At 67.5% G+C, this 26,951-nt stretch carries 24 protein-coding genes; 9 read left to right on the top strand and 15 right to left on the bottom strand.

The window, feature by feature from the left end; translation table 11 throughout:
- The first annotated feature begins 35 nt into the window (after positions 1 to 35).
- The 4 genes from ACZ50Q_RS23815 (at position 36) to ACZ50Q_RS23800 (ending at position 2,677) form a co-directional block, all read left to right on the top strand.
- Positions 36 to 821: an IclR family transcriptional regulator gene (locus ACZ50Q_RS23815; protein ID WP_464079714.1), complete on the top strand. Its 786-nt coding sequence runs from the start codon at positions 36 to 38 to the stop codon at positions 819 to 821.
- A 22-nt stretch (positions 822 to 843) separates the two neighbouring features.
- Positions 844 to 1,494, top strand: a complete 651-nt coding sequence (locus tag ACZ50Q_RS23810; RefSeq protein ID WP_076519008.1) for a bifunctional 4-hydroxy-2-oxoglutarate aldolase/2-dehydro-3-deoxy-phosphogluconate aldolase — start codon at positions 844 to 846, stop codon at positions 1,492 to 1,494.
- Entirely contained in the window at positions 1,487 to 2,416 is a 930-nt protein-coding gene (locus ACZ50Q_RS23805) for a sugar kinase (protein WP_464079713.1), read from the top strand. The genes ACZ50Q_RS23810 and ACZ50Q_RS23805 overlap by 8 nt, the downstream gene beginning before the upstream one ends.
- Positions 2,417 to 2,548: 132 nt before the next feature.
- Positions 2,549 to 2,677: a hypothetical protein gene (locus ACZ50Q_RS23800; protein WP_006226408.1), complete on the top strand. Its 129-nt coding sequence runs from the start codon at positions 2,549 to 2,551 to the stop codon at positions 2,675 to 2,677.
- Positions 2,678 to 2,775: 98 nt separating this feature from the next.
- Here the strand turns inward: ACZ50Q_RS23800 and ACZ50Q_RS23795 are convergent, their stop codons facing one another.
- Positions 2,776 to 3,741 carry a LysR family transcriptional regulator gene (locus tag ACZ50Q_RS23795; protein ID WP_464079712.1) on the bottom strand — a complete coding sequence of 322 codons (966 nt, stop codon included), beginning with the start codon at positions 3,739 to 3,741 and terminating at the stop codon, positions 2,776 to 2,778.
- Positions 3,742 to 3,963: 222 nt separating this feature from the next.
- Between ACZ50Q_RS23795 and ACZ50Q_RS23790 the strand changes: the two genes are divergently transcribed.
- On the top strand, positions 3,964 to 4,899 hold the full coding sequence (locus tag ACZ50Q_RS23790; protein WP_464079711.1) for a glycosyltransferase family 2 protein: 936 nt from the start codon (positions 3,964 to 3,966) through the stop codon (positions 4,897 to 4,899).
- Positions 4,900 to 4,957: 58 nt separating this feature from the next.
- On the opposite strand, the gene ACZ50Q_RS23785 is transcribed toward ACZ50Q_RS23790, so the two are convergent.
- The 14 genes from ACZ50Q_RS23785 to ACZ50Q_RS23720 form a co-directional block, all read right to left on the bottom strand.
- Positions 4,958 to 5,695 carry an ABC transporter ATP-binding protein gene (locus ACZ50Q_RS23785; RefSeq protein ID WP_092581911.1) on the bottom strand — a complete coding sequence of 246 codons (738 nt, stop codon included), beginning with the start codon at positions 5,693 to 5,695 and terminating at the stop codon, positions 4,958 to 4,960.
- Positions 5,695 to 7,488 (bottom strand): branched-chain amino acid ABC transporter ATP-binding protein/permease, encoded by a 1,794-nt coding sequence (locus tag ACZ50Q_RS23780; protein WP_464079710.1) that lies wholly within the window; start codon positions 7,486 to 7,488, stop codon positions 5,695 to 5,697. The genes ACZ50Q_RS23785 and ACZ50Q_RS23780 overlap by 1 nt, the downstream gene beginning before the upstream one ends.
- A complete protein-coding gene (locus ACZ50Q_RS23775; RefSeq protein WP_092581913.1) occupies positions 7,485 to 8,525 on the bottom strand; it encodes a branched-chain amino acid ABC transporter permease in 1,041 nt (346 codons plus the stop codon). Before ACZ50Q_RS23775 ends, ACZ50Q_RS23780 begins: the two co-directional genes overlap by 4 nt.
- A 188-nt stretch (positions 8,526 to 8,713) precedes the next feature.
- Complete coding sequence (locus tag ACZ50Q_RS23770) at positions 8,714 to 9,865, bottom strand: ABC transporter substrate-binding protein (protein WP_076519015.1); 1,152 nt, start codon at positions 9,863 to 9,865, stop codon at positions 8,714 to 8,716.
- Positions 9,866 to 10,033: 168 nt separating this feature from the next.
- On the bottom strand, positions 10,034 to 10,762 hold the full coding sequence (locus ACZ50Q_RS23765; protein WP_092581915.1) for an SDR family NAD(P)-dependent oxidoreductase: 729 nt from the start codon (positions 10,760 to 10,762) through the stop codon (positions 10,034 to 10,036).
- Between the two features lie 37 nt (positions 10,763 to 10,799).
- A complete protein-coding gene (locus ACZ50Q_RS23760; protein WP_056568924.1) occupies positions 10,800 to 11,585 on the bottom strand; it encodes a cyclase family protein in 786 nt (261 codons plus the stop codon).
- 52 nt (positions 11,586 to 11,637) lie between these two features.
- On the bottom strand, positions 11,638 to 12,888 hold the full coding sequence (locus ACZ50Q_RS23755) for an SDR family NAD(P)-dependent oxidoreductase (RefSeq protein WP_464079709.1): 1,251 nt from the start codon (positions 12,886 to 12,888) through the stop codon (positions 11,638 to 11,640).
- Positions 12,885 to 14,054, bottom strand: a complete 1,170-nt coding sequence (locus ACZ50Q_RS23750) for a thiolase family protein (RefSeq protein WP_464079708.1) — start codon at positions 14,052 to 14,054, stop codon at positions 12,885 to 12,887. Before ACZ50Q_RS23750 ends, ACZ50Q_RS23755 begins: the two co-directional genes overlap by 4 nt.
- Positions 14,051 to 15,691, bottom strand: coding sequence for an AMP-binding protein (locus ACZ50Q_RS23745; protein ID WP_092581918.1), 1,641 nt, complete (start codon positions 15,689 to 15,691; stop codon positions 14,051 to 14,053). Before ACZ50Q_RS23745 ends, ACZ50Q_RS23750 begins: the two co-directional genes overlap by 4 nt.
- 9 nt (positions 15,692 to 15,700) lie before the next feature.
- Entirely contained in the window at positions 15,701 to 16,192 is a 492-nt protein-coding gene (locus ACZ50Q_RS23740) for an aromatic-ring-hydroxylating dioxygenase subunit beta (protein ID WP_464079707.1), read from the bottom strand.
- Complete coding sequence (locus ACZ50Q_RS23735; protein ID WP_092581920.1) at positions 16,189 to 17,508, bottom strand: aromatic ring-hydroxylating dioxygenase subunit alpha; 1,320 nt, start codon at positions 17,506 to 17,508, stop codon at positions 16,189 to 16,191. The genes ACZ50Q_RS23740 and ACZ50Q_RS23735 overlap by 4 nt, the downstream gene beginning before the upstream one ends.
- A gap of 21 nt (positions 17,509 to 17,529) precedes the next feature.
- The gene (locus ACZ50Q_RS23730; RefSeq protein ID WP_464079706.1) at positions 17,530 to 18,507 is read right to left on the bottom strand and encodes a PDR/VanB family oxidoreductase; all 978 of its coding nucleotides are present in this window, start codon (positions 18,505 to 18,507) and stop codon (positions 17,530 to 17,532) included.
- 27 nt (positions 18,508 to 18,534) lie between these two features.
- Positions 18,535 to 20,079 carry an indolepyruvate oxidoreductase subunit beta family protein gene (locus tag ACZ50Q_RS23725; protein WP_464079705.1) on the bottom strand — a complete coding sequence of 515 codons (1,545 nt, stop codon included), beginning with the start codon at positions 20,077 to 20,079 and terminating at the stop codon, positions 18,535 to 18,537.
- Positions 20,080 to 20,091: 12 nt separating this feature from the next.
- Positions 20,092 to 22,338, bottom strand: a complete 2,247-nt coding sequence (locus ACZ50Q_RS23720) for an indolepyruvate ferredoxin oxidoreductase subunit alpha (RefSeq protein ID WP_076519024.1) — start codon at positions 22,336 to 22,338, stop codon at positions 20,092 to 20,094.
- 367 nt (positions 22,339 to 22,705) lie between these two features.
- On the opposite strand from ACZ50Q_RS23720, the gene ACZ50Q_RS23715 reads away from it, so the two are divergent.
- The 4 genes from ACZ50Q_RS23715 to ACZ50Q_RS23700 all read left to right on the top strand — a co-directional run bounded on the left by ACZ50Q_RS23715 (position 22,706) and on the right by ACZ50Q_RS23700 (position 26,920).
- Complete coding sequence (locus tag ACZ50Q_RS23715) at positions 22,706 to 23,203, top strand: MarR family winged helix-turn-helix transcriptional regulator (protein ID WP_076519025.1); 498 nt, start codon at positions 22,706 to 22,708, stop codon at positions 23,201 to 23,203.
- 183 nt (positions 23,204 to 23,386) lie between these two features.
- Positions 23,387 to 24,958: an ABC transporter substrate-binding protein gene (locus tag ACZ50Q_RS23710; protein ID WP_464079704.1), complete on the top strand. Its 1,572-nt coding sequence runs from the start codon at positions 23,387 to 23,389 to the stop codon at positions 24,956 to 24,958.
- 58 nt (positions 24,959 to 25,016) lie between these two features.
- A complete protein-coding gene (locus ACZ50Q_RS23705) occupies positions 25,017 to 26,006 on the top strand; it encodes an ABC transporter permease (RefSeq protein ID WP_076519027.1) in 990 nt (329 codons plus the stop codon).
- Complete coding sequence (locus ACZ50Q_RS23700; RefSeq protein ID WP_076519028.1) at positions 26,006 to 26,920, top strand: ABC transporter permease; 915 nt, start codon at positions 26,006 to 26,008, stop codon at positions 26,918 to 26,920. The genes ACZ50Q_RS23705 and ACZ50Q_RS23700 overlap by 1 nt, the downstream gene beginning before the upstream one ends.
- Positions 26,921 to 26,951 lie beyond the last annotated feature (31 nt).

Below are 26,951 nucleotides of genomic sequence, written 5' to 3'. Positions count from 1 at the left end.
ATCTGCCGAGCCATCACCTTTATTTGGGGACGTTTGTGCAGGAATCCAAGGTCGCCGGCGCGGCGGCATTCGGAAAGTTCATGGCGGTGCTGCAGGCCGTGGCCGATGCGCCGCAGCCCCCCACGGCCGCCTTGCTGGCGCGCGCCTGCGGCTATCCCCGTCCCACCGTCTACCGCATCCTTGCGGCGCTTGCCGAGCAGGGCATGGTGTCCGAGTCCGGCGGCGCGTATCGCCTGGGGCACCGCCTGATGTCGCTGGCCAGCCGGGCGTGGGGCCAGTTCGACCTGCGCGCGGCGCTGGCGCCGGAGCTCCAGTCGCTGCGCGACCAGACCGGCGAAACCGTCCACCTGGCCGTTCCCGCCGGCCACGAAATGATCTACATCGACAAGCTGGAAAGCCCCGGCCCCGTGCGCATGGTGTCGCGCGTGGGCGCCTCGGTCGCGCTGCATTCCAGCGCGGTGGGCAAGGCCTACCTGGCGGCGCTGGACGAGACCGCGCGCGAGCGCGTGCTGCGCGACCTGCCCCTGCCGGCGCGGATGCCCGCCACCTTGAACAGCCTGCCCGCGTTGCGCGAGGCGCTGGGCGAGGCGGCCGCGCGGGGATACGCTATCGACAACGAAGAAAACGAACCCGGCATCGTCTGCTACGGGGTGGCGCTGTGCGACGCGGCCGGCAGGCCGGTCGCTGGCGTCAGCGTCAGCACGCTGCTGTTCCGCCGGCGCGACGATCCGCAGTCGGCCTATATCGAACCCCTGCTGCGGCTGCGCGACGCCGCCGCGGCCAAACTCGCCGTCCTGCCGGTATCGTCCGGCGGCGCCTGACCGTCAGCCCCAGAGGAAAACCATGACCGCAACTGCTGCTCCCATCGCCTCCAAGCTTGCCGCCCTGCTCGCCGCCCGGGTCGTGCCCGTGCTGCGCTATACCGACGCCGCAACCGCGGCGTATGCGGCCGAAGTCGCGGTCGCGGCGGGCTGCACCACGCTCGAGCTCACCTGGACCATTCCGGGGGTGACGGACCTCGTGCGCGCGCTGCGCGACAAGCACGGCGCGGCGCTGCTGCTGGGCGTGGGCACCGTGCTGGACGAGGCCCAGGCGCGCGAAGCGCTGGTGGCGGGCGCGGACTTCCTGGTGTCGCCCGCGCTGTCGACCGAAATCGTGGACATGGCGCACGCCGCCGATGCCCTGTGCCTGCTGGGCGCCTTCACGCCCACGGAAGTGCTGGCCGCGCGCCGGGCGGGCGTGGACGTGGTGAAGGTCTTCCCCGCGGACACCGGCGGTCCCCGGCACCTGGCCGCGCTGAAGTCGGTCTTCCCGGACACGATCTTCTGCCCCACGGGCGGCATCACGCAGGAAAACATGGGCACGTACTTCGCGGCCGGCGCCGGCCTGGTCGGCATCGGCAGCAATCTTTACGACAAGGCCGCGTTCGCCGCGCGCGACACCGCCGCGCTGGTGGCCCAGATCACCCGGACCCGCGAGGCCGCCCATGGCTGACTTCGACATCGTTGCGCTGGGCGAGCCGCTGGTCGAGCTGAACCAGACCCACAAGGGCCAGCGCCAATACTTGCAGGGCTTCGGGGGCGACACCTCCAATGCCGCCATCGCGGCGGCCCGCCAGGGCGCGCGCTGCGCGTACCTGACCCGGGTCGGCAATGACGCCTTCGGCCAGCAGTTCCTGGACCTGTGGCGCTCCGAGAACGTCGATACGTCCGGCGTGCAGGTGGACGACGACGCGCACACCGGGCTGTACTTCGTGCAGCACGGGCCGGACGGCCATGCCTTCAGCTATCTGCGGCGCGATTCCGCGGCCAGCCGGATGACGCCGGCCAGCCTGGACGGCGGACTGATCGAACGCGCCCGCTTCCTGCACGTTTCCGGCATCAGCATGGCCATCAGCACCAGCGCCTGCGATACGGTCTTCGCCGCCATCGCGCGCGCGCATGCCGCCGGCGTCCAGGTCAGCCTGGATTCGAACCTGCGGCTGCGCCTGTGGCCGGTGGACCGCGCCCGCGCCATCCTGCGCGAGGCGATGCGCGCGGCGGATCTCTTTCTGCCCAGCATGGACGACATGCAGCACCTGACGGGCAACGACGACCCCGAGCGCACGCTGGACTGGATCCGCGACGGCGGCGCGCCGGGCGTGGTGGTGCTGAAGCTGGGCAAGGACGGCTCCATCATCGACGACGGGCGTACGCGCACGCCCATGCCGGCCCTGCGCGTGCAGGCCGTCGACGCGACAGGGGCGGGCGACTGCTTTGCCGGCAGCCTGCTGGCGCGCCGGTGCCAGGGGGATTCCTGGGAAGAGGCCGTGCGCTATGCCAATACGGCGGCGGCGTTGTCCACGCTGGGCTATGGCGCGGTCGACCCCCTGCCGCGCGCCGAACAGGTGTGGGAACGCCTCAAAACAGGCGGCTGAGCCTCTGGAATTGGGCCGTTGGCGTGCTTTTCAGATTTCAGGCTAAAATGCCAAGTTATCCGAATTTTTTTCCGCCAGCCCATTTTCCGGTTGTGCGGGCCAATTTCCGCGAATTCAACAGGAGAAATCAACATGGCTGAACGCAAACGCGTGCGTCGTAACACCCTGGAACGCCGTTGCCTGGGCAAGGCCTTCAAGCGCTTGTTCGTCAAGTCGCCCAAGGGTGTGTTCAAGATGCTGGAAAAGATCAAGCGCGTCTAATCGACGTGCCTGGCTGGCGGGCCCTTGGGCCGGCTGGCCGAAAAAAAACCGCAGGGCGCGAGCCTTGCGGTTTTTTTTTTTGCCTGCGCGGGGGCGCCTTAGCCTTGCGGCGGACCGAGCTTGGGCCGGATGAAATCCATGAAGGCGCGCGTCTTGGCCGGCTGGATGCTGGACGGGTACACCACGTAGATCGAGATCGGGTCCACCGACCAGCCCGGCAGCACGCGCCGGAGCGAATTGCGCTGGATGATGGGTTCCAGCGCCTGGCAATGCGGCATGCGGGTGATGGCCAGGTCCAGGCCGGCCAGCGTGCCCGCGATGCTCATGTTGTTGGCGGCCAGATGGCCCTTGACGGGCACCCGCTCCGAGATGACGCCGTTTTGCAGCGTCCAGTAGGAGTGCGCCTCGTCGATGGTCGTGCGCAGGCACTGATGCTGCGACAGGTCGGCGGCCGTCTGCGGTTCGCCGTGGCGTTCCAGATAGCGGTCGGATGCGTACAGGTGGGTTTCCAGCACCACCAGTTCCTGGACCACCGCGCCTTCGATGGCGCGCAGCGGCGTGCCGCTGCCGCTGCCGGTGTCGGTCGACGCGACCGGATAATCGGCCTCCCGGCCAAAGCGCAGCACCACGTCGAACGGCGTGCCCTGCGCATCCGAGGCGGTCATCATGCTCAGGTCGAATTCGCACTCCACGTCGGGATACTGTTCGAGGAACTCGTTGATGGTTTCGGGCAGCAGCCAGATCGCCAGGCTGAACGGCATGGACACCCGCAGGTTGCCCGACGGGCCGCCCGACAGCGACAGGAGCTGCTCGTGCGCCAGGCGCGCCTCGTCGATGAGGCCCTGGCAGCGGCGCATGTAGGCCGCGCCCGCCTCCGTGAGATCGAGCCGGCGCGTGTTGCGGTTGATGAGGCGCAGCCCGATCGCGCGCTCGAGCTCGTTGATCCGGCGCGATAGCGTCGAGGTCGGCATGTCCAGCGCGCGCGCCGCCTGGCTGAAGCTTTTGCGCTTGGCAACCTCCACGAACAGGGCGATGTCATTGAGCTGGACGGGCGAGGCTTCCATAGGCGTTCCGAATTGGGCCGCCCGAGTTTACGCCAGGACGGCGCACGGCCCAATGACCCGCGGCGCGCGGGGCATCGAAAAAGCCGCACGTATTGTCAGATTTGATTGCAAATTCAAATGCCGTGGCATCGGTTCGCCCAGGCATATCCCCTACACTGCAGGCGACAACATAAGAACCAAGACCGCAGCGGTTTCCTGAAGATCGCAAGGGGCTCAGCAGGCATGACCGACACACCGATTTTTTTCACCGTTCTGACGCCAACCTACAACCGGGCAGGCACTCTGCACCGCGTCTATGAATCGCTCTGCCGGCAGAGCTTCCGCAATTTCGAATGGGTGGTGGTGGACGACGGCTCCACCGACAACACGCACGAGTCCATCCTGCACTGGCAGTCGCTGGCCGATTTTCCCATCCGCTACGTCTGGCAGAACAATCAGCACAAGAAGACGGCCTTCAACCGGGGCGTGCGCGAGGCGCGCGGCCAGATGATCGTCGGCCTGGACAGCGACGACGAAATGCCGGCCGACGCGCTGGCCATTTTTCACGAGGCCTGGAACGCCATCCCGCCCGCCCGTCGCGAATCTTATTTCGCCATCACCGGCCTGTGCGCGCGTCCCGACGGCTCCATCGTGGGCGACCGCTACCCGCAGGACGTTTTCGACAGCACAGCGGTCGACGTTTATTTCCGCTATCGCATCAAGGGCGAGAAATTCGGCTGTATGCGCACCGACATCCTCAGGAAGTACCCCTTTCCCGAGGACGTCGCGGGTTTCGTGCCGGAAAGCCTGGTCTGGTGGGCGGTGGCGCGTGCCGGCTACCTGAGCCGCTTCATCAACCGCGTCGTTCGCACCTATCACGACACGCCCGGCGGCCTGAGCCGGGGCGCGGTATCCGTGTCCAACAATGCCCAGGGCCTGTACCTGCTGGCCTGGGACATGCTGCAGCACCACCTGGAATTCTTCCGCTACCGGCCGCGCGAATTCATGATGGCGGCGGCGCGCTACACGCGCTTTCGCCTGCACCTGAAGCACTCGGGCGTGCCGACGGCCGTGCAGGCCTACCGGCTCAACAACCCCCTCGCGGCGTTTCTCGTGGGGGTGATGTATCCGCTGGGCTATGCGCTGTACCGCCGCGACCGCCGACGCGGCGTGGCCTAGCCAAACCGCCGCGCGCGTCAGGCAGGCCGCGGCAGGCCGGCGCTACTGGCCGGCCGCATCAGGCGGGCGCGCCATGCCCCAGCCCCAGGTACACCTCCACCACGCGCGGGTCCTGCGCCACCTCGGCCGCAGGCCCTTCCAGCGTGACCGTGCCGGTCTCCAGCACGTAGGCGTAGTCGGCCACCTGCAGCGCCGCGCGCGCGTTCTGCTCGATGAGCAGGATGGAAACGCCCATCTCCCGCAGCCGCGCCACGATGCGAAACACCTCGCGCACGATGCGCGGCGCCAGGCCCAGGCTCGGCTCGTCCAGCATCAGCAGGCGCGGCTTGGCCATCAATGCGCGGCCCACGGCCAGCATCTGGCGCTCGCCGCCGGAGAGCGTGCCGGCAAGCTGGTCGCGCCGCTCCTGCAGGCGGGGGAACAGTCCATAGACCTCGGCCAGGGTCTGGTCCTGGTCGCGCACGCCACGGCGATAGCGGTCGAAGGCGCCCAGCATGAGGTTGTCTTCCACCGTCATCTCGGCGAAGAGTTCGCGCTTTTCGGGCACCAGGTTCATGCCGGCGGCCACCATTTCCTCGATCTCGGCGTGTTCCTGCTCCTTGCCGCCGAAGACGATCCGGCCTTGCGACGGCAGCACTCCCATGATGGCGGACAACAGCGTGGTCTTGCCCGCGCCGTTCGGGCCGATCACGGTGACGATCTGGCCTTCGCCGACGTCCAGACCGACGCCCGAGATGGCTTCCACCTTGTCGTAGGCCACGCGCAGGTCGCGCACTTCCAGCAGTTTCGCGCTCATCATTCCACTCCGCCCAGATAGGCCTCAAGCACCGCGGGATTCTGCTGGATCTCGGCCGGCAGGCCTTCGGCGATCTTCTCGCCGAAGTCCATGACCACCACGCGATCCACCAGCCCCATCACGAAGTCCATGTCGTGTTCGACCAGCAGGATGGCCATGCCTTCGGCGCGCAGCCGCTTGAGCAGGTCCGCCAGTTCGCACTTTTCCTGGTAGCGCAGGCCCGCCGCCGGTTCGTCCAGCAGCAGGATGCAGGGATCCGAGGCCAGGGCGCGCGCGATCTCCAGGATGCGCTGCTGTCCCAGGGCCAGCGAGCCGGCCTCGTCGTGCAGATGCTTGCCCAGGCCCACGCGCTCGACCTGGCGCGCGGCCTCGGCCAGCAGGCGCGCCTCTTCCGGCCGGTCCAGCCGCCACGCCGCGGGCAGCACGCCGCGATGGCCGCGCAGGTGCGCGCCGATGGCGACGTTTTCCAGCACGCTCATGCGGCCCAGCAGGCGCACGTGCTGGAACGTGCGCGACAGGCCCAGCCGCGCGATCTTGCGGGCGCCCACGCCGGCCACGGGCTGGCCCAGCAGCGTGACCTGGCCCGAGGTCGGCGTGTCCACGCCCGAGATCTGGTTGAACATCGTGCTCTTGCCCGCGCCGTTGGGACCGATCAGCGCCAGCACCTCGCCCGCCCGGATCTCCAGGTTCATGGCGTTGTTCGCCACCAGGCCGCCGAACTTGCGTGTCACGTCCACGGCCTTGAGCACCACTTCGCCGCGCGGCGGCATGGCGCGCCGGGGCAGCGGTTCGGCCGTCATGTCGACATGGCGCGGCTGCCGCTTGACCGGCACCCAGCGCGTCAGCACCGGCCACAGGCCGCTGCGCGCGCGGTGCAGCAGCAGCACCATGCCAAAGCCAAAGACGATCACCTCGAAGTTGCCCGACTGGCCCAGCACCTTGGGCAAGAGGTCCTGCAGCCATTGCTTGAGCACCGTGAAGACGCCCGCGCCGACCAGCGCGCCCCAGACCTGTCCTGCGCCGCCGATGACGGTCATGAACAGGTATTCGATGCCCATCTGCAGGCCGAAGGGGTTGGGATTCACGAAGCGCTGCATGTGCGCGTAGAGCCAGCCCGAGGCGCAGGCCTGCAGCGCCGCGATGACGAAGATCACCATGCGCGAGCGCGCCGTGTCCACGCCCATCGATTCGGCCATCACGCGTCCGCCCTTGAGCGCCCGGATCGCGCGGCCCTCGCGCGAGTCCAGCAGATTCTGCGTGGACCACACCGCGACCAGCAGAAAGGCCCAGATCAGGTAATAGATGCTGCCCCCCTGCGTGAGCGGCCAGCCAAACAGATTGATGGCCGGGATGTCCGGGATGCCGGTGTGCCCGCCCAGGCCCTCGACGGACCCGAAGACGAAATACAGCGACAGGCCCCAGGCGATGGTGCCCAGCGGCAGGAAGTGGCCCGACAGCTTCAGCGTGATGGCGCCCAGCAGGTAGGCCAGCGCCAGCGTCAGGGCCAGCCCGGCCAGGAGCGTGAGCCAGGGCGACGCGCCCAGCCAGGCAAGCCAGGACGGCAAGGTGTCGGCGCGGGTGGTGAGCAGGGCCGTGGTGTAGGCGCCCACGCCGACGAAGGCGGCCTGCCCGAAGCTGGTGAGGCCGCCGACGCCGGTCAGCAGCACCAGGCCCAGCGCCACCAGGGCATACAGGCCGATGTAGTTCAGCAGCGTGACGTAGAACGGCGGCAGCACCAGGGGGCCGAGCGCCAGCAGGGCCAGGAAGGCGAGGAGGATGTGGCGCGGGGTCATTCGTCTTCTTCCTCGACGTGATGGCTTTTGAGTGAACGCCAGAGCAGCACGGGGATGATCAGCGTGAACACGATGATTTCTTTGTAGGCGCTGGCCCAGAACGACGAGAACGCCTCGATCAGGCCGACCAGCACGGCGCCCGCCGCGGCCAGCGGATAGCTCACCAGGCCGCCGATGATCGCGCCCACGAATCCCTTCAGGCTCACCATGAAGCCCGAATCGAAATACATGGTGGTGATGGGCGCGATGAGGATGCCCGAGACGGTGCCGATCAGCGCGGCCAGGAAGAACGTGGCCTTGCCCGCGAAGACGGGCGAAATGCCCATCAGCCGCGCGCCGATCCGGTTGAACGCCGCGGCCCGCAGCGCCTTGCCGTACATCGAGCGTTCAAAGAACTGGTACAGCACGACGATAAGCACCACCGACACCGCCACCACCCACAGCGCCTGGCTGTTCACATTGACGGGGCCCAGCGCCAGGCTGGCGTCGCTGAACGGCGCGGTGCGCGCGCCTTCCGCGCCGAACGCCAGCAGTCCCAGGCCGACCAGCGCCAGGTGGACCGCGATGGACACGATCAGCAGCACCAGCGTCGAAGCCGACGCGATCGGCTGGTAGAACAGGCGATAGAGCTGCGGTCCCATCGGCACCAGCAGCAGCAGCGTCAGCAGCGCCTGCACCGCCATCGGCAATTGCGCCAGCGGCAGCCGGTACAGCAGCAGCGCCAGCGCCAGCGGGTAGACCACCTTGGCCGCCATGCGCCAGTGCGCGCGGCCGCGGCCGGGGCGCTTGCGGCGCGCCATGAGGTCGGCGAGGACCTCGGCCAGCGCGAAGGCGGCCAGCAGCCACACCAGCAGCACGGGCTTGCCGGCCTGCATGGCCGCCATGGTGAGCGCGCCGAAGGCGACGAACTCGCCCTGCGGGATGAACAGCACGCGGGTGACGGTAAAGACCAGCAGGATGGACAACGCCAGGAGCGCGTAGATGGCGCCGTTGGTGATGCCGTCCTGCCCGAGTATCAAGGCAATCTGTGCATTCATGCGAAATTCCGGAAAACGGATTTCCCCCCCGAAGCGCTGCGCGCTCCCCCCAGGGGCATGCCTGCGGACCGGCGGAGCCGGATCCGCGGCATCCCGATGGGACGCGCAGAGACTGCTTCCTGGCGACGCCCCGCAGCGCATCTGAGCGTGGGTGGAAACCCTTTTACTTAACCAGCGTCCAGTTCCTTTTACTTAACCAGCGTCCAGTTGCCGTCCTTGACGGTGATGAGCTCGCGGCCGCGTTCGTCAAAGCCGCTGTGGTCGGCGGCGCTCATGTTGTAGACGCCTTGCGTGCCGACCAGCTCCTTGGTCTGTTCCAGCGCATCGCGCAGCGCGCTGCGGAACTCCTTGGTGCCCGGCTTGCCGGCTTTTTCCGCCAGCGGCACGGCCTTTTCCAGCAGCAGGCCGGCGTCGTAGACGTTGGCGCCGAAGGTGGCGGGCTTGGAGCCGTTGAGCTTTTCGTAGGCGGCGATGTAGTCGGTGGCGACCTTCTTGGACGGGTTGCTGTCCGGCATTTCGGGCAGCACCAGCATCAGGCTGGCGGCCAGCACCGTGCCTTCCACCTTCTTGCCGCCCAGCTTCAGGAAGTCGGGCAGCGCGGCGCCGTGCGTCTGGTAGAACTTGCCCTTGTAGCCCTGATCGAACAACGTCGTCTGCGGCAGCACGCTGGCGGCGCCGGGGGCGGCCACCAGCACGGCGTCCGGCTTGGCGGCCAGGATCTTCAGCGCCTGGCCCGTGACCGAGCTGTCAAAGCGCAGATAGCGCTCGTTGGCGGTGACCTTGATGCCCTTTTCGGTGGCCATGGCGGAGAAGACCTTGTACCAGTTCTCGCCATAGGGATCGTTCAGGCCGATGAAGCCGACCGTCTTGATGCCGGTCTTGGCCATGTGGTCCACCAGCGCGCGCGCAATGATGTCGTCGTTCTGCGTCGTCTTGAACACCCACTTCTTCTGGTCGTTCATCGGCAGCACCACCGCGGCGGTGCCCACCGGCGCCAGCATCGGCACGCCGGCCTCGGCCGCGAACTGGATCACGCCCATGGCGTTGGGCGAGCCCGACGGGCCGATCAGCGCGTCCACGTTCTGCTCCGAGATCAGCTTCTTGAAGGCCGTGACCGAGTTGGTGGAATCGCTGGCGTCATCCAGCGAGATGTATTCCACGGTCAGGTCGCCGATCTTCTTGGGCAGCAGCGGCACCGTGTTCTTCTGCGGAATCCCGACCAGCGCGGTGGGACCGGTGGACGAGGTGACCACGCCGACCTTGACCTGGGCCAGGGCGGGCAGGGCGAACAGGGCGGCGACGGCGGCGGCAGCGGCCAGGGGGAGTTTCTTCGACAGCATGGCAAAACCTCCGGATAGGGAGCAGAGTGGGAGTGCGGCTGGAAAGCGGAGAAGAGCGGGAACTGCGGGAATACTTGTTGCTTAAAATTTCTTACCATCAAGGATCAGCACTGTAGACCCGGGTCCCGGTGCTTACCTATCCGTCAAAACCCGAAGCGCGACGGGCGATCAGATGGTGATGGCGCTGACGCTGGCGCCGCCGCAGACGAACAGCGTCTGGCCGGTGACGAAGCTGTTGGCGGGATCGGCGAAGAACATGACGGCGCGCGCCACGTCGTCCGAACGGCCCAGGCGCTTGACCGGGATGCCTTCGGCCAGCTTCCTTTCGCGCTCGCTGCCGGCCTCGATCACCTCGTAGAACATGTCGGTCTGGATGGGGCCCGGCGCCACGACGTTGACCGTGATGCCATACGGCGCCAGTTCCAGCGACCAGGTGCGGGCCATGCCCACCATGCCGGCCTTGGTGGCGGAATAGGCGGTGCGCGTGGGCAGCCCCAGCGCGCCGCGCGACGACATCATGACGATGCGGCCGAACTTGCGTTCCTGCATGCCCGGCAGGGCCGCCTGCACCAGGCTGATGGCCGCGCCCAGGTGGATCTGCGTGAGGCCGTGCAGTTCCTCCTGCGTGACCTGCGGCAGCAGGTTGGGCCAGATCACGCCTGCGTTGTGGATAACGTGGCTGACGGGGAATTTCGCCGCCACCTCGGCGCTGGCCTGCGCGGTGGCCGCCGCGTCCAGCAGGTCCACCTGCATGTTGTGCAGGCGCGGATGCGTGAAGTCCGCCGCCCGGCGCGCCATCGAGATCACCTCGTAGCCCGCGTCCAGCATGCTGCGGCAGATCTCCGCCCCGATGCCGGCGCTGCCGCCGGTCACGATGGCCACATGGGTTTGCGTCATGTTTTCCCCTTGATTTATTGGTCTGGGCCGAAACGGATCAGGCCGTGGGCGCCAGCGCCAGCACGCGCAGCGGACTGCCCGAGCCGCTGCGTATCTTGAGCGGCGCCGAGAAGATCACCGCGCCCGTGGCCGGCAGCTGGTCCAGGTTGGTCAGGCACTGCAGGCCGTAGCGGTTGTTGCCGTGCATGTAGTAGTGGCAGGGGTAGGGCGGATCCAGGTGCTGGGCCTGGCCGGCGTCGGTGCCCACCGACTCGGTGCCAAAGCCATGCACGTCGCGCTCCTTGATGAGCCAGGGCACGACCTCGGCGTCCGGGCCCGGCGAATGCGCGCCGTCGGCCTGCATGTTCAGGTATTCGGCGGGCTTGGCGCGCTTGGACCAGTCGGTACGCATCAGCACCCACGACCGCGCGGGAATGCGCCCGTGCTGTTCTTCCCATTTCTTGACGAAGTCGATGGTCAGCAGAAAGTCCGGATTGCCGGCCGCTTCCGCCGAACAGTCGATCACGCAGGCGCTGGCGATGAAGGCGTCGATGGGGATCGTGTCCACCGTGTTGTCCGGCTGGTCCTTGCCCGTCACCCAGTGCGCGGGCGCGTCGAAGTGCGTGCCGGTGTGCTCGGAGCACGAAAAGTTGTTCCAGTACCAGGCCGGCCCGCGTTCGTCGTAGCGCGAGATTTCTTCGATGCGGAACGGCCAGGCCTGGCCGAATTCCGGCGGCAGCACGATGGTCGGGAATTCCGGCGTCAGGGTTTCGGTCAGGTCCACCAGGCGGATGCGTCCGGAGACCAGTTCGGTCATGAATTGGGCAAGAATGGGTTGACTCACGATGCGCTCTCCTGTTGGTTCTTTAGTTGTCAGACACCGGGTTGGCGGGGTGTCAGACACCGCCCGCGCCCAGTTCTCTTTCCAGTCCCTTCGGGTTCTCGGCCAGTCTTGCGCGGAATTCCTGCGCCACGTCGCCGACATACACGTCCTCGGTGCCGTCCTTCAGCGCGCGCACGATGGCCGCCGCGATCGCGGCCGGCGCCACGCGCGGCGGCGGCGTGCGCTGCTCCCATTCGTGGTCGACCGGGCCCGGGAACACGTTCACGACCCGCACCCCTGCCGCACGCATCTCCGCGCGCAGGCATTGCGCCAGGGAGAGTGCCGCGGCCTTGGATGCCGACCACATGCCGCGGGACGGCAGATTCATGTGCGCGTAGATCGACAGCACGTTGACCCACGCCGCGGCGCTGTTCACGCCATCTGCCGCCCGGCCGCAGAGCGCGGGGCCGAAGCTTTGCGCCAGCCGCATCAGGCCCAGCACGTTCACGTCCATGGCGTCGCGCGCGGTGTTCACGTCCTTGCGGTTCAACAGGCCGCCTTCGCGCTCCAGGTCCGCCGTGTTCACCAGGATCTCGACCTTGCCGCCAATCGAGGCGGCCACGCGTTCGACGGAATCGGTGTCGGTCACGTCCAGCGTCACGGCCTGCACGCGCGGATCGGCCGCCAGGGCGTCGAAGGCGGCATCGCGCTTCCAGGCCTGCGGATCGCCCAGGAAGACCAGCGGGCTGCCCGCGTCCAGCAGCGCGCGCGCCACCGCCTGGCCGACGGCCGATTTGCCGTCGGTGACCAGCGCGCGGCGGAATTTCGGGTCGCACGAGGTTTCGCGCAGCGTCTTGTCGTCTTCCATGTTCGGGGTATTCCTTTCGGGCAGGGCGATCATCACGGCCTGGCCGCTGCGGTCCAGTTTCAGGGCCAGGCGCACGCGGCCGCCGTCGATGCAGTCCTGGTGGACGTGCGCCACGACGGAAGGACCGGCGTCCATCCGCACCGTGCCCACGCGCCAGGGCAGGCGTTCGCGGAAGTACAGGTCGTTGCTGTGATGCAGGGTCGTGCTGACCAGCAGCGCGCCGTTCGGGTCGGCGGGCCGCCAGGGCAGCGTGTCGGACAGGCAGTGGCCGCAGACCTCGCGCGGCGGATACTGCACCGTGCCGCAGTCGGCGCAGGTCTGAAGATCGAAGCGCCCTTCGGCGGCGGCGGCGGTCAGGCCCAGCGCGCTGCGGCTGCGCGAGCCGGGCGGCAGCGTGGGCTGCCGGGTCCGAGCGACGGGATTCTTGCGGGGCGGCTTGGCCAGCGGCTCGGTCATGCGTCGCTCCTTGTCAGAATGGCCGCGGCCGTGCACAGCCCGCGGTCGTAATTGATCATGCCGAAGCCGCTCACCAGCCCCAGGCGCGCATCGGCCACCTGGGTGCCGCCCGCGGTGCCGGTCAACTGGCGCAGCGCCTCGATCAGGCCGAGATACCCCCCGGCCGCGCCCGCCTGGCCCACCGACAGCTGGCCGCCGTTGGTGTTGAACGGGAAGCTGCCGTCCACGGTGAAGGTGTTGTCCCGCACGAACTGCGGGGCCGCGCCCTTGTCGCAGAAGCCCAGGTCTTCGATCTGCATCAGGTTGATGACCGGATAGTCGTCGTAGGCCTGCAGGAAATCCATGTCGGCGGGGGCGGCCCCAGCCTGTCCGTACAGCTCGTCCACGTCCAGGGTCCAGCCGCCTCGGGTCTGGATCGGGTCGTCGATCCAGGCGTTGTGGCGTTCGATGGTGGACAGGATGCGAGCGTAAGGCAGCTTCAGCGCCCGTGCGCGGTCCTCGCTCATGACCAGGAAGGCATCGGCGCCGGCGCAGGGCATGACGCAGTCGAACAGGTGGATCGGCTCGGTGATGACGCGCGCGTCCAGATACTGCGCCAACGTCAGCGGCTTCTTCATGAGGGCGTGCGGATAGCGCAGGGCGTTGTCGCGCTGCGCCACGCAAAGCTTGCCGAAATCCTCGCGGGTGGCGCCGGTCTGGCGCATGTAGTTGGCCGTCAGCAGCGCGAAGCTGGCGTTCGGGCCGCCCGCCCCATAGGGGTAGACGGCGTCCTGCGCAAAGCGCGAAAACTGGCTGACCGTGTTGCGGAACGAGTCCACGTGGTTGGTGTCGCCGGCCAGGCAGGCCACGACCTCGGCGTCGCCCGCCTGCACGGCGCGCGCCGCGCGGCGCAGCGCGGCCACGCCGCTCGCGCCGCCCATCGGAATGTGGTCGAGCCAGCGCGGCGTCATCCCCAGGTGCTGGACCAGGCCGACCGCGGTGTCGGGCGCGAGCGTGAAGCTGGACACGCACAGGCCGTCGACGTCGGTCTTGGCCAGGCCGGATTGCCGGATCAGCGCGCCCAGCGCGCGGCCCAGCCACCAGTGCGCGGCATGCGTGGAGTAGCGTTCGTACGGAATCGTGACGGGCAGGGCCGCCACGACGCCGTTGTAGCCCAGGCGGCTCATCGGTGGGTCCCCTCGGCCGGGCGCTTCTTCATGTGGCAGGTGTCCACGCAGCGGGCCGTGCCCGGCAGGGTGGGCGCCAGCGCCTTCATCTCGCCACGCTGGATCTTGTTGGTGGTGGTCAGCGGCAGGCTGTCCACGAACGCGACGTAGCCGGGCGCCTTGTAATAGGCCAGTTGCTCCAGGCTCCATGCCACGATGGCGCGCGCGGCCTCGGCCATTGCGGCCGCGTCGGCGGGCGCGGTCTCGGGCACCACGCAGGCCAGCACTTCGTCGCCGCGCACCGGGTCCGGCACGGCGGCCACCGCCACCGCCTTGACCAGCGGGTGCTGCATCAGCACGCTTTCCACTTCCACCGCGGAGATGTTCTCGCCGCTGCGGCGGATGACGTTTTTCTTGCGGTCCACGAAACGCAGGGCGCCGTCGGCCTCGCGGCGCACGATGTCGCCGGTGTGGAACCAGCCGCCTTCCCAGGCCTCGTTGGTGGCCGCCTCGTCCTTCAGGTAGCCGGCGAAAAAGCCGTAGCGCGGATCGTCGCCGGCGTGGCGCACCAGCAGCTCGCCGGGTTCGCCGATGGCCGCGGGCTCGCCCGCGTCGGTCACGATGCGCACTTCCACGTCGTCTTCCTCGCTGCCGAAGCTGCTGGTGCCGACGTGGCGCGGCTCCTGGTTGGCGATGATGACGGCGCCCGCGCCGGTCTCGGTCATGGCCCAGGCCTCCAGCAGCGGAAAGCCGAAGCGCGCCTCGAAGGGCGCATGCAGCTTGCGGTCCACGCCCGCGCCGAAGCCGAAGCGGATGGCGGGCTGCCGGTCGCGGTCGGACGGCTCGGCCTTCATCAGGATGGCGGGCATGACGCCCAGGTAGTGCAGCACGGTGGCGCGCGATTCGCGCACGCTGTCCCACCAGGAACGGGGATGGAAGCGGTCCAGCGGGATCAGGCAGCCGCCCGTCAGCACCATCGCCATCGCCGAATACGCCATGGCGTTCATGTGCACCAGCGGCAGCGGCGTCAGCATGCGTTCCTGCCCGGGCCGCAGCGCGGCCAGCCCGCCGATGCGCGCGTACCAGCCGCCCGCATGCAGGAAATAGCGGTTAGGCAGGATGCAGCCCTTCGGGCGGCCGGTCGTGCCGGACGTATAGAGCAGGGCGCACTCGGTCAGTTCGTCCGGCGCCGCGCCTGGGCGGGGCGGCGGGAAGGGCGCGGCGGGCGGCGCGTCGTCCGGCCCCATGACGCGCAGCTCACGACCCGCCCGGCCTGCCGCGGCCAGCAGGTCCGCGTGGCGGCCGGGCAGCGCCACCGCCAGCGCGATCTCGGAGTGGCCGGCCAGGTATTCGAGTTCGGCGGCGCGCAGGTCCGGGTTGATCGGCACCACCGACACGCCCAGCGCGTTCAGCGCGAACCAGTGCAGGAAAAAGGCGGGACGGTTTTCCAGCAGCAGGCCGGCGCGGTGCCCGTGGCCGTAGCCGGCCGCGGCATAGGCGGCGCGCAGGGTCTCGATGGCGTCGGCGGCCTTGCCGTACGTCAGTTCGCCCGCCTCGATGCCATAGGCGGCGGCCGTTTCCGGCAGGATGCACAGGAACGGCTGGCCGCCATGGCGGGCGGCGGTGTCGGCGAAAGCCTGGTGGACGGTGGCGTTCAAGCTCCGCTCCTACATGAACAATTGGATGTTGCCGAAGGCCGCGTCGCAGTTGACGAGGTCCACGCGCTTCAAGCGGATGCGCAGCGCGCCGTCCTGCTCCACCAGGTGGTGCGTCGTCCAGCCCGCGTACAGGGTCTGCGCGTCCAGCCGGGTCTCCACGTAATGGAAGGCGGTGCGCACCACGTGGCGCCCTTGCGCGGGCGCGGATTCGGGATGGCCGTGTTCGACGGTGGGCGCCTGCAGCAGATGATGGCAACGGCTCTTGGGCTGCTGCGAGAACGTGCGCTGGCCCGCCAGCCGCTCCACGCGCACGCGCAGCAGCAGTTTGTCCTCGTACATCAGCGAGGCATGCAGCTTCGGGTCGGTCTGGCCGTGGGCCAGCGGCATCCAGTAGTAGCCGTCGTCGGTGTACAGGTCCAGCCAGTCCTCGAAACGCAGCTCGTCCAGCATGCGCGCCTCGGCATAGACAAAATCGATCAACTCGCGGTCGCTTGCGCTCATACCGACTCCGGTCCGGTCATGTAGCGGCCCCATGCGCGGTACTGGTTGCGCATCTGCCATTCGTTGGTGCCATTGGTGACGACGTTCTTCTGGCCTTCCTCGCCGGGCGTGAAGAGCCGCCCCACGTTCACCCAGTCGCGCGCGCGCGAATGCAGCCCGTCCTGCGCGCGTTCGTACATTTCCAGGTCGTCGTGGCCCACCACCGACGTGGGCGCGTTGATGAGCCGGTTGTACATGAGCGTGCGCTCCAGCAGCAGGTCCGGCGCGCCGACCAGGCGGAAGGTCCAGGACTCCACCAGCGTGCGGTCGGCGGCGATGGGCTTGAAGATCCGCAGCGTCTGGATCGGGCCTTTGACCATGATGTTGGGGAAGTACACCGTGTTGTGGCGCACGTCGCCCAGGATTTCCTTGGCCCGCGCTTCGCCGTAGGCCTGCACCATCGCGTCCCAATAGCCGGGAATCCCGGAGTACGAGGCGTGGATCGAGTCCGAGACGCCGGTGTGGCCGTGTCCGTTCTCCCAGACACGGATGCCCATGTTCTCGAAGAACTCGTAGGGCGAGATGAATGGCGCAAAGAGCTCCACCGCCATGGGCTTGGGCGTGCCTTCGGGCGCCTGCTCCCAGACCTTGACCGCCGTGCCCGCCGAGGATTCGTGGGCAACCATCGGATGGCAGGTGTCGGTCTGGTTGTCGACCAGCATCTTCCAGTTGCAGCGGTGCATGTAGCGCAGCACGCCGCCGGCGACTTCGAGGCGGCCTTCCGGCGAACGGTCGACCATGTTGTCCAGCGTGGACAGCGAGTCGCCGAAGAATTCCTCGAACGACTGGCCTTCGGGATTCAAGCGGCAGAACACGAAGCCGCGATGGTTGCGCACGTCCTTGACGGCGGCCATGCCCTGGCTGGCTTCGCAGTTTTCCAGGCCGGTGTTCTCGTAGCCTTTCTTCAGCGGGATCGACAGCAGGCTGCCGTCGGTCTTGAAGGTCCAGGCGTGGTAGGGGCAGCGGAAGAACTTGCCGGTGTTGCCGCAGGCGTCCCCCGCCACCATCGTGCCCTTGTGCGGGCAGCGGTTGTGCAGCACGCGCACGCTCTTGTCGCTGTGGCGCACCATCACCACGGGCTGGTTGCCCACGGTGGTGGTGATGTAGTCGCCCGGATTGGGCACCTGGCTGTCGTGGCCGACGTAGACCCAGGTGTTGGCGTACAGGCGCTCCATTTCCAGGTCGAACAGCTCCTGGTCGATGAAGAGATCCTTGTGCACCTCGGTGTCGCGCAACAGGGCGCGTATGGCGTCGGGATTGTCGCGGTACTTGGCCATGGTCGCTTCCTTGTCGGGGGCTTACAGATCCAGCACCAGGCGCGCGGACTTGGCGCGCGAGATGCAGATCTGGATGATCTTGCCGCTGGCCTTTTCGGTGTCGGAAAGGTAGTAGTCCCGGTGGTCGGGTTCGCCTTCCAGCACGGTGGCCTGGCAGACGCCGCATTCGCCGCGCTTGCAGTCGAACATCGGGTCGCAGCCTTCTTCTTCCATGACCTCGACGATCGTCTTGTCGGCGGGAATCGTCAGCGTGCGGCCGGACTGGCGCAGTTCGACCTCGAAGGGCTGGTCGCCGGCTTGCGGCGCCGCCGTCGCGAAGAGTTCGAAATGGATGTGGGCGTCGGGCCAGTGGCGCGCGTGCGCGCTCTGGATGACGGCGTCGATCAGGCCCTTCGGTCCGCAGACGTACAGATGCTGGCGCGGCGTGGCCGATTCCAGCAGCGCCTGCAGGTCGAAGCGGCTGGACGGATCGTCGTCGGCGTGCAGCGTCAGGTCGCCGCCCGCCAGCGCCTGCAGTTCGGGCAGGAACGCAAGCTGGTCCTTGCTGCGGCCACAGTAATGCAGGTGGAAGGCGCGGCCGGCGGCCTTGAGCGCGGCGGCCATGGACGCGATGGGCGTGATGCCGATGCCGCCCGCGATCAGCACGACGGGCTCGTCGCCCGCGGGCGATTCATGCAGCGGGAAATCGTTCTTGGGGCCTTCGACGCTCAGCGTGTCGCCCTCGGCCAGCGCGTGCATGTGGCGCGATCCGCCCTGGCTGGTCTCTTCCAGCCGCACGCCCAGGCGGTATTCGGCGGGCTCGGCGAAGCGTCCCGTCTCGGGGGCGAGCTGCACCAGGGAATAGCAGCGCGGGTCGCGCAGACCCGGGACCGTCACCTTCAGGTGCGCGCCGGGGCCGAAGGCGGGCAGCGCGCCGCCGTCTTCCCGCGCCAGCCGGAACGAGCGGATCAACGGTGATTCCTGCCGGACTTCCCGGACGATCAGTTTGAGTGTTTTCACGATGTCTGTCTCTTTCTGGTGTCGGCCTCAGGCGGCCAGTTTTTCCGCGATCTGGCGTTCCATCGGCTCGCATTTCACGTTGGCGAGCGCGGTGTCGCGCAGCGCGCGCAATGCCTCGGCGGCGTCGGGACGGCCGGCAAGCTGGTCTGCCGCGGCGATGAGCTGGCGGTACTTGCCGCCGCCGCGTGCATGGGTATCGCTGTAGCCCTTGACCAGGCGGCGGCAGTTGACGGTCTCGACCGCCAGCGCGTAGTCGCGCGGCGCCAGCCGTGAGACCAGCGCCAGCCAGGTTTCAAGGGATTCGGTCTCGATCCGGTGGCGCAGCGTGCTGCGCCGGAAGCGGCGCATGCCCGCGAGCGCGTACAGCATCAGGAATCCGCCCAGGGTGCCGCTGCGCAGGCGGCGGCCCTTGCCGAGGCGGCGCTCCACGAAGCCGCCGAACGCCTTGGATCCTTCGAGCCAGCGGCCCAGCCGCGTGGGCAGGGTGCCGCAGATTTCTTCCAGTCGGGGGTACATGAACTCGGTCGTGTCGACGAGCTGGCCGGGGCGCGCGCCCACTTCGGTGCGCACGCGGTCAAAGCGCGTGCCGCGCGTCTTCAGGTCGGCCACGCGGATCACGTCGTCGTAGGCCATGGCCGTGGCCACGTAGCGCGCCGCCGCACAGGTCAGCGCCCATTGCCGGGCGTCGCCGCCGTGCTGGGCGTCCAGGTCGCGGATCGCCTTCATGCGGCGCAGGTAGTCCTCGGCGTAGGCCAGGTCCTGGAACTCGATCTGGCGGCGCACGCCCGCGGTCAGCATGGGCTGCGCACAGGCGGGGAAGTCGCGGCGTATCGCGTCCAGCAGGGCCTGCGCGCGCGGACTGGCCGCGCGTTCGGGCACGGACGGCACGGGCCGGGCCAGATCGATGGCGGCGGGCTGCCCCGGCGCCTTGTCGGCCGACTCGAAGCCCAGCGCAAAGGCGCGCAGGCTTGCCTCCACGCCCAGACCGGCGCGGCGGACGGTGGCCTCGAAGTCCTCTCGGGCGAAGGGCAGGGCGCCGCTGCCGGCCACCGCGCCGAACAGGCTGGCGCTGATCACGCTGCCGGCGCGATCGGCCAGGTCCTGCAAGTCGAAACAGAGGAAGCGCCGGGCCGCAGCGCGTCCGGCTTCCAGCACCTTGTTCGGATCGGCGATGCCGTTGCCGGGCGCGGATTTTTCACTGACCGCGTAGCTGCGGTGCGAGGACGTGATCAGCACCGTGCGTTCGGGCGTCACCAGGCCGCGCTGGATGGCGCGGCCGCCTTCCATCAGTTCGGCGGCGACCACCAGGTCCACGTCGCCCGGGGTGGGCATCAGGGCCAGCGCGGGCTGGCGGCCGGCTCGCTGGACATCGGCCTCCGGCAGCAATTCCAGGTAGTAGATCGTCGCGCCCGTGCGCTGGGCCACGCCCGGCACCGAGGTGGTCTGCGCCCACCAGCCGGCATGCTCGGCCATGTCGACGATCCAGTCGGCCAGCACGCCGCCGCCCTGGCCGCCCATGGCCAGGATGGCGATCTTGATGGGGTTGCCTTGCTGCATCACCGCCGCGTTCATGGGGCTGGTTCCTTAAAGGGCGTTCTGGGCCAGGCGCGCCGCGCGGCGGCGCTGCAGAAAACCGATCACCGCGCCGCGCATGCGCGCCAGGAAACGGTCGGCGCCGGTCGGGTTGTGGATGATGTCGGCGCGGTAGAACGACGGGCACAGCACGGCGGCATGGGCGACCTCGCCGCAATTGCCGCAGCCCACGCAACTGCTTTCCACGTGCGCGACGGGGTCTTCCTTGAGCGGATCGCCGCTGTCCTTCACCGTCAGCGACGGGCAGCCGGACAGCCGGATACAGGCGTGGTCGCCGGTGCAGACGTCGGGATCCACGCCGAAGCGTTCCTTCACCACGCGCTTGCCTTCCTTGACCGCCTTGTTGAAGAGCGGCTTCACGCGCCGCTGCTTGTTCAGCATGCATTCGGACTGCGCGATGATGACCTTGGGGCCCTTGATGTCGGTGGTCAGCGCCTCTTCGAGGGTGGCGCGCACCTTGGCCACGTCGTAGGTCCGGTCCAGCGTGCGCACCCACTTCACGCCCACGCCGCGCACGGCGGCGTCGATGGGGTTGTTGGTCGAGCGGTCGGGATTGTCGGCGCGCGACGACAGGATGTCCTGTCCGCCGGTGGCCGAGGCGTAGAAGTTGTCGACGATGACGATGACGCCGTCGTACTTGTTGAAGACCGCGTTGCCGATGCCGGACGCCAGCCCGTTATGCCAGAACCCGCCGTCGCCCATGATGGAGATGGGCCGCTTGGCGGCGGGCACGTTGAAGGCCGCCGCGCTGGACGCGCCCAGTCCGTAGCCCATCGTGGTGGCGCCCAGGTTGAAGGGCGGCAGGATGGAGAACAGGTGGCAGCCGATGTCGCAGGAAATGTGATGCTGGCCCAGCGTTTCCTGCGCCAGCGTCAGCGCGGAAAAGATGGGCCGTTCCGGACAGCCCGTACAGAAGCCCGCGGGACGCGGCGGCACCACTGCGGCCAGGTTCTCGACGTGCTTGTGGAAGGTGATCGGCTGTTCGGCGGGGCGCGCAGGCTTGGGGCGCGACACTTCCGTAATGGTGAGCTGGCGCGCGTCGTCCTGTGTTTGGCCCGTTGCCTGCGCCTGCGCGTCCGCCGCCACGGCCGGATGCGTCTGCAACGATTCGGGCCGGTTGCGCTTGAGGAATTCGCGCAGGCCGTCGCGCATGACTTGGGTGGTGTATTCGCCGGCCATCGGCAGCACGTCCTTGCCGGACAGGCGCGTGCCCACGCCCGCGCGGCGCAGCACCGCATGCAGGTTCTGCTCGATGTAGTCGGGCTGGCCTTCTTCCAGCAGCAGCACCGCGCGCTTGCCGCGGCAGAAATCGATGACCTCGTCCTCGATGACGGGGTAGGTCACGTTCATGACGTAGAGCGGGATGCGGCTGTTGCCGAAGTTGTCGGCCAGGCCCAGAAGCTGCAGCGCGCGGATGACGCCGTTGTACAGGCCGCCCTGCAGGATCAGGCCGATGTCGTCCTGGTCGCCGTCGAAGTGCTCGTTGAGCTGGTGTTCCTTGATGTAGCGGATGGCGGCGGGCCAGCGCTCCTTGATCTTTTCCTGTTCGTGCAGGAACGACGCGGGCGGCAGCACGATGCGGCTGGTGTCGCGCGCCGGGCTTTCCAGCGCCTCGGCCAGCGAGAAGGCGGGCCGCTTGTTTTCCTTGGCGATGAAGCGTCCGTGCACGTGGCAGCCGCGGATGCGCAATTGCAGCATCACGGGCGTCTTGCTGGCTTCCGACAGCGAGAAGCCGTCTTCCACCGCCTTGACCATGCTTTCCAGATTGGGACGCGGGTCCAGCAGCCAGATCTGCGACTTCATGGCGAACGCGTGCGAGCGTTCCTGCATGATGGACGAGCCCTCGCCGTAGTCTTCGCCCACGATGACCAGCGCGCCGCCCGTGACGCCGCCCGAGGCCAGGTTGGCCAGCGCGTCGGAGGCGACGTTGGTGCCCACGGTGGACTTCCAGGTGACGGCGCCGCGGATGGGGTACATGACCGAAGCGGCCAGCGTGGCGGCGGCGGTGGCTTCCGAGGCGCTGGCCTCGAAGTGCACGCCCAGTTCCTGCAGGATGTCGTTGGCGTCGGCCAGCACGTCCATCAGGTGCGAGATCGGCGATCCCTGATACCCGGCGACGTAGCCCACGCCCGATTGCAGCAGCGCCTTCGTGACCGCAAGAATCCCTTCGCCGCGGAATTCCTCGCCCGCGCCGATACGCAGTTGCTGGACTTCTTTCTTGAAAGACCTTTCTGCCATCTGGATCCCTTTCGCGGACCCTGCCGGGTCCTTAATCCGTGCTGCCCCGCAGCATCGCATTGCCACGAAAACATCGCTTGAAAAATACTTTAGGAGTCAACGTTTTAGCTGTCAATAAAAAAGATGAAATTTCATGGAAATTAAAAAATATCACGCTAAAACAAGGGTGTATATACTGGTTGTTCTCTAGGTTTTTGGTCGGGGCGGGGCGCTGAGATGGTGCAAAAACGGGTTGCGATTTGGGGTATACCCTGTGCTGCGCAACAGCATTGCGGTACATCATGGCGCGTGGCTGCGCCGTCGTGGTGCAATGCGCTTTTCGGCAAAGGGGCGGGCCTTGGAAACCAGTGCGTGGGAGCAAAGCAACATGCGGCCAGATAAGCCACGCGGCGCGCGCGCGGCCGTCGCGGGCCCCCGGTTCGTCGACGGCTACCTGGCCTATCTGCTGGCGCAGGCCAGCCAGCGCATCTCGGCGGAATTCCACCAGCAGGTAAAGGCTGCCGGCTTGTCGGTGACCGAATGGCGGGTGCTGGCCAGCCTTCAGGGCAGCGCGGGCGAAACCATCGGCAGTCTGGCGGTGCTGGCCATCACCAAGCAGCCCACGCTGAGCAAGGTGGTGCAGCGCATGGAGGCCGACGGGCTGGTGGCCCGCACCGGCGTGCGCGCCGACCGGCGCCAGACGCGGGTGTGCATCACGGCCAAGGGCTCGAACCTCATCGGCGGCCTGTGCGAGCAGGCGTTGCAGCACCAGAAGGCCGTGCTGGCGCCCTTCGGCGAGGAAAAGGCCGCGCTTCTGATCGAAATGCTGGATGTGCTGATGACCGAGCACGTCCCCCTGGAGCTTCCGCTGGACGCGGACGACTAGGGCCGATGCTTGCGGGCAATCGAACATTGTTCGGTTCAATTGTTTTGTTACAAGCTTATATGTCCCTGATTGCGTTTCCTCTGTGAAAACCCCCTCCGGTACGCATAAACCCTGAATTGACGCGGTTCTCGCGGGTAGGCACACTCGCGCCGGTATTCAGACTACTGTCAGGAGTTGATACTTATGCGCCGCACTCTGATTGCTATCGCGATCGCCGCCGCCGTGGCAGTGCCCTCGATCGGGCAAGCCAAGACCTTCCGCTGGGCCGCTCAAGGCGACATCCTCACCTTCGACCCGCACTCGCAGAACGAAGGCATGACGATCGCCGCCAACAGCTACATCTACGAGCCCCTGGTCGACTACGACAAGTCTTTCAAGCTTTCCCCGCGCCTGGCCACCGAATGGGAACAGGTGTCGCCCACGCTGTACCGCTTCAAGCTGCGGCCCAACGTGAAATTCCATGACGGCGCCGCGTTCACCGCGGACGACGTGGTGTTCTCGATCCATCGCGCCATGGCGCCGACGTCGAACTACAAGGCCTACACCACGGGCATCAAGGAAGCGCGCAAGGTCGATGACCTGACCGTCGAGATCGAAACCTCGGCGCCCAACCCCGTGCTGCTGCGCCAGTTGACCAACGTGTTCATCATGAACAAGGCCTGGTCCGAGAAGAACAACATCGCCAAGCCGCAGGACTTCGTCAACAAGGAAGACACCTTCGGCGCGCGCAACACCAACGGCACCGGTCCCTACAAGCTCAAGAGCCGCGAAGTCGACGTGCGCACGGTCTTCGAGGAAAACAAGGACTGGTGGAACAAGGCCGGCAAGGTCGGCAACGTGACCGAAGTCGTGTTCACGCCGATCAAGCAGAACGCCACGCGCACCGCCGCGCTGCTGTCGGGCGAGATCGACTTCGTGCTCGACCCCGCCGCGCAGGACCTGGACCGCCTGCGCCAGTCGCAGAAGGTGGTCGAGGGCAACGAATACCGCACCATCTACCTGGGCCTGGACCAGAAGCGTCCCGAGCTGCAGTACTCGAACATCAAGGGCAAGAACCCGTTCCAGGACATCCGCGTGCGCGAGGCGCTGTACCGCGCCATCGACGTGGACGCCATCAAGCGCGCCGTGATGCGCGGCCTGTCCGCGCCCACCGGCACGATGATCGCGCCGCAGGTGCATGGCTGGACGGAATCCCTGCACAAGCGCGTGCCGTACGACCCCGAAAAGGCCCGCGCGCTGCTCAAGGAAGCCGGCTACGACGGCACGCTGAACTTCACGCTGGACTGCCCGAACAACCGCTACATCAACGACGAAGCCATCTGTCAGGCCGTGGTGGGCATGTGGGCCAAGGTCGGCGTGAAGGCGACCATGAACGCCATGCCGCGCTCCACCTACTTCCCGAAGGTGCAGTCGTTCGACACCAGCGCCTACCTGTTCGGCTGGGGCGTGCCCACCTTCGACGCCATGTACACGCTGCAGAACCTGATCCGCACCAAGGGCGAGGGCGCGGACGGCATGTACAACCTGGGCAACTACAGCAACAAGGAACTGGACGTCATCATCGATCGGATCAAGACCGAGACCGATCCGAAGAAGCGCGACGCCGATATCGTCACGGTGCTGGAAGGGCACGCCAAGGACTTCGGGCATATCCCGTTGCATGACCAGGTCATCCCCTGGGCGATGCGCAAGAACGTCACGGTCGTCCACCGCGCCGACAATCGCCTCGTTGCCGATTGGGTCAAGATCGACTGATCCAGGCTAACCAGACGGCGGGACCTGCCCGGTTCCGCCGTCTTGCTTTTTTCCGCCTATGTTCGCTTTCATACTGCGTCGCCTGTTGCAGGCCGTAGCGGTGATGCTCACCGTCGCGCTACTGGCCTTCGTGCTTTTCCAATACGTGGGCGACCCTGTCACCATCATGCTGGGGCAGGACGCCACCGATGCCGAGCGCATCGAACTTCGAGAACGCCTGGGCCTGAACGACCCCGCCATCGTGCAATTCGGCCACTTCGTGGTCAACGCCATGCAGGGCAATTTCGGCATTTCCCTGCGCCAGAGCGAACCCGTTTCCTCCCTGCTGAAATCCCGCCTGCCGGCCACGCTGGAGCTGTCCATGGTGGCCGCGCTGCTGGCGCTGGTCGTGGGCGTGCCGCTGGGCGTGTACACGGCCCTCAAGCGCAACAGCCTGTTTTCGCAGCTGCTGCTGGCCGGCTCGCTGCTGGGGGTGTCGCTGCCCACCTTCCTGATCGGCATTCTGCTGATCCTGGTGTTTTCGGTGCAGCTGGGCTGGCTGCCCAGCTACGGGCGCGGCGAGACGGTCAGCCTGGGCTGGTGGACGTCCGGACTGTTCACCGCGACGGGCTGGAAGCATCTCATCCTGCCGTCCATCACGCTGTCGCTCTTTCAGATGACGCTGGTGCTGCGCCTGGTGCGCTCCGAAATGCTGGAGGTCCTGCGCTCGGACTACATCAAGTTCGCACGCGCCCGGGGATTGAAGCGCCGCGCCATCCACTTCGGCCATGCGCTCAAGAACACGATGGTGCCGGTCATCACCATCACCGGCCTTCAACTGGGCGGCATCATCGCCTTCGCCATCGTGACCGAGACGGTGTTCCAGTGGCCGGGCATGGGCCTGCTCTTCATCCAGGCCGTGCAATTCGCTGACGTGCCGGTGATGGCCGCGTACCTGTGCCTCATCGCGCTGGTGTTCGTGGTGATCAACCTGATCGTCGATCTTCTGTATTTCGTCGTGGACCCGCGGCTGCGTTCCGGGCTGACTCGCGGCGGGGGGGCTCACTGATGCGCGCCGTACTCAAACGCTGGTGGGACAGCGACATCGCCTGGGCCTGGCGCCGGGCGCCCGTGGCCATCGCGGCCACGCTGCTGCTGGCGGCCCTGCTGATCGGCTCCTTCGGGGCCGGCTGGGTCGCGCCGCACAATCCGTTCGACCTGACCAAGGTGGAACTGCTGGACGCGCTGCTGCCGCCGGCCTGGGAGCCCAACGGACAGGCCACGTACCTGCTGGGCACCGACAGCCAGGGCCGCGACCTGTACTCGGCCATCCTCTACGGGACGCGCGTGTCGCTGCTGATCGGGCTGGCGTCGGTGTTTTTGTCGATGCTGATCGGCATCGTGCTCGGCCTGGTTTCGGGCTATGCGGGCGGGCGCATCGATGCCTTCATCATGCGCGTGGCCGACGTGCAGCTTTCGTTTCCCGCCATCCTGATCGCGCTGCTCATCGACGGCGTGGCGCGGGCGGCGGTGCCCCGCGAGATGCACGAGCTGATCGCCTTTCCCGTCCTGATCGGCGCCATCGCGCTGGCCGGCTGGCCGCAGTACGCCCGCACGGTGCGCGGCTCGACGCTGGTCGAGAAGAACCGCGAATACGTGCAGGCGGCGCGCGTGATCGGCGTGGCCTCGCCCGTCATCATGTTCCGCCACGTGCTGCCCAACGTGCTGGGGCCGGTGCTGGTGCTGGCGACGGTACACCTGGCCACCGCCATCATCACCGAGGCGACGCTGTCGTTCCTGGGGGTGGGCGTGCCGCCGACCGCGCCGTCGCTGGGCACGCTGATCCGCATCGGCAACGATTTCCTGTTTTCCGGAGAGTGGTGGATCACCATTTTCCCGGGTGCGGCGCTGGTGTTGCTGGTGCTGTCGGTCAACCTGCTGGGCGACTGGCTGCGCGATGCGCTCAACCCACGCCTGAATTGACCCACCCCCGAAGCGCCTGCGGCGCTTCCCC

The organism is Achromobacter sp. T5-5 (assembly GCF_055397965.1).
The sequence above is the reverse complement of the archived record's forward strand: the minus strand, read 5'-3'. Positions and strand labels throughout refer to the sequence as shown.

What these genes read in the sequence shown, in the direction of transcription:
- ACZ50Q_RS23810 (WP_076519008.1), top strand. Translation starts at nt 844, where the DNA reads ATGACCGCAACTGCTGCTCCCATCGCCTCCAAGCTTGCCGCCCTGCTC.
- ACZ50Q_RS23805 (WP_464079713.1), top strand. Translation starts at nt 1,487, where the DNA reads ATGGCTGACTTCGACATCGTTGCGCTGGGCGAGCCGCTGGTCGAGCTG.
- ACZ50Q_RS23800 (WP_006226408.1), top strand. Translation starts at nt 2,549, where the DNA reads ATGGCTGAACGCAAACGCGTGCGTCGTAACACCCTGGAACGCCGTTGC.
- ACZ50Q_RS23795 (WP_464079712.1), bottom strand. Translation starts at nt 3,741, where the DNA reads ATGGAAGCCTCGCCCGTCCAGCTCAATGACATCGCCCTGTTCGTGGAG.
- ACZ50Q_RS23790 (WP_464079711.1), top strand. Translation starts at nt 3,964, where the DNA reads ATGACCGACACACCGATTTTTTTCACCGTTCTGACGCCAACCTACAAC.
- ACZ50Q_RS23785 (WP_092581911.1), bottom strand. Translation starts at nt 5,695, where the DNA reads ATGAGCGCGAAACTGCTGGAAGTGCGCGACCTGCGCGTGGCCTACGAC.
- ACZ50Q_RS23780 (WP_464079710.1), bottom strand. Translation starts at nt 7,488, where the DNA reads ATGACCCCGCGCCACATCCTCCTCGCCTTCCTGGCCCTGCTGGCGCTC.
- ACZ50Q_RS23775 (WP_092581913.1), bottom strand. Translation starts at nt 8,525, where the DNA reads ATGAATGCACAGATTGCCTTGATACTCGGGCAGGACGGCATCACCAAC.
- ACZ50Q_RS23770 (WP_076519015.1), bottom strand. Translation starts at nt 9,865, where the DNA reads ATGCTGTCGAAGAAACTCCCCCTGGCCGCTGCCGCCGCCGTCGCCGCC.
- ACZ50Q_RS23765 (WP_092581915.1), bottom strand. Translation starts at nt 10,762, where the DNA reads ATGACGCAAACCCATGTGGCCATCGTGACCGGCGGCAGCGCCGGCATC.
- ACZ50Q_RS23755 (WP_464079709.1), bottom strand. Translation starts at nt 12,888, where the DNA reads ATGACCGAGCCGCTGGCCAAGCCGCCCCGCAAGAATCCCGTCGCTCGG.
- ACZ50Q_RS23750 (WP_464079708.1), bottom strand. Translation starts at nt 14,054, where the DNA reads ATGAGCCGCCTGGGCTACAACGGCGTCGTGGCGGCCCTGCCCGTCACG.
- ACZ50Q_RS23740 (WP_464079707.1), bottom strand. Translation starts at nt 16,192, where the DNA reads ATGAGCGCAAGCGACCGCGAGTTGATCGATTTTGTCTATGCCGAGGCG.
- ACZ50Q_RS23735 (WP_092581920.1), bottom strand. Translation starts at nt 17,508, where the DNA reads ATGGCCAAGTACCGCGACAATCCCGACGCCATACGCGCCCTGTTGCGC.
- ACZ50Q_RS23725 (WP_464079705.1), bottom strand. Translation starts at nt 20,079, where the DNA reads ATGAACGCGGCGGTGATGCAGCAAGGCAACCCCATCAAGATCGCCATC.
- ACZ50Q_RS23720 (WP_076519024.1), bottom strand. Translation starts at nt 22,338, where the DNA reads ATGGCAGAAAGGTCTTTCAAGAAAGAAGTCCAGCAACTGCGTATCGGC.
- ACZ50Q_RS23715 (WP_076519025.1), top strand. Translation starts at nt 22,706, where the DNA reads ATGCGGCCAGATAAGCCACGCGGCGCGCGCGCGGCCGTCGCGGGCCCC.
- ACZ50Q_RS23710 (WP_464079704.1), top strand. Translation starts at nt 23,387, where the DNA reads ATGCGCCGCACTCTGATTGCTATCGCGATCGCCGCCGCCGTGGCAGTG.
- ACZ50Q_RS23705 (WP_076519027.1), top strand. Translation starts at nt 25,017, where the DNA reads ATGTTCGCTTTCATACTGCGTCGCCTGTTGCAGGCCGTAGCGGTGATG.
- ACZ50Q_RS23700 (WP_076519028.1), top strand. Translation starts at nt 26,006, where the DNA reads ATGCGCGCCGTACTCAAACGCTGGTGGGACAGCGACATCGCCTGGGCC.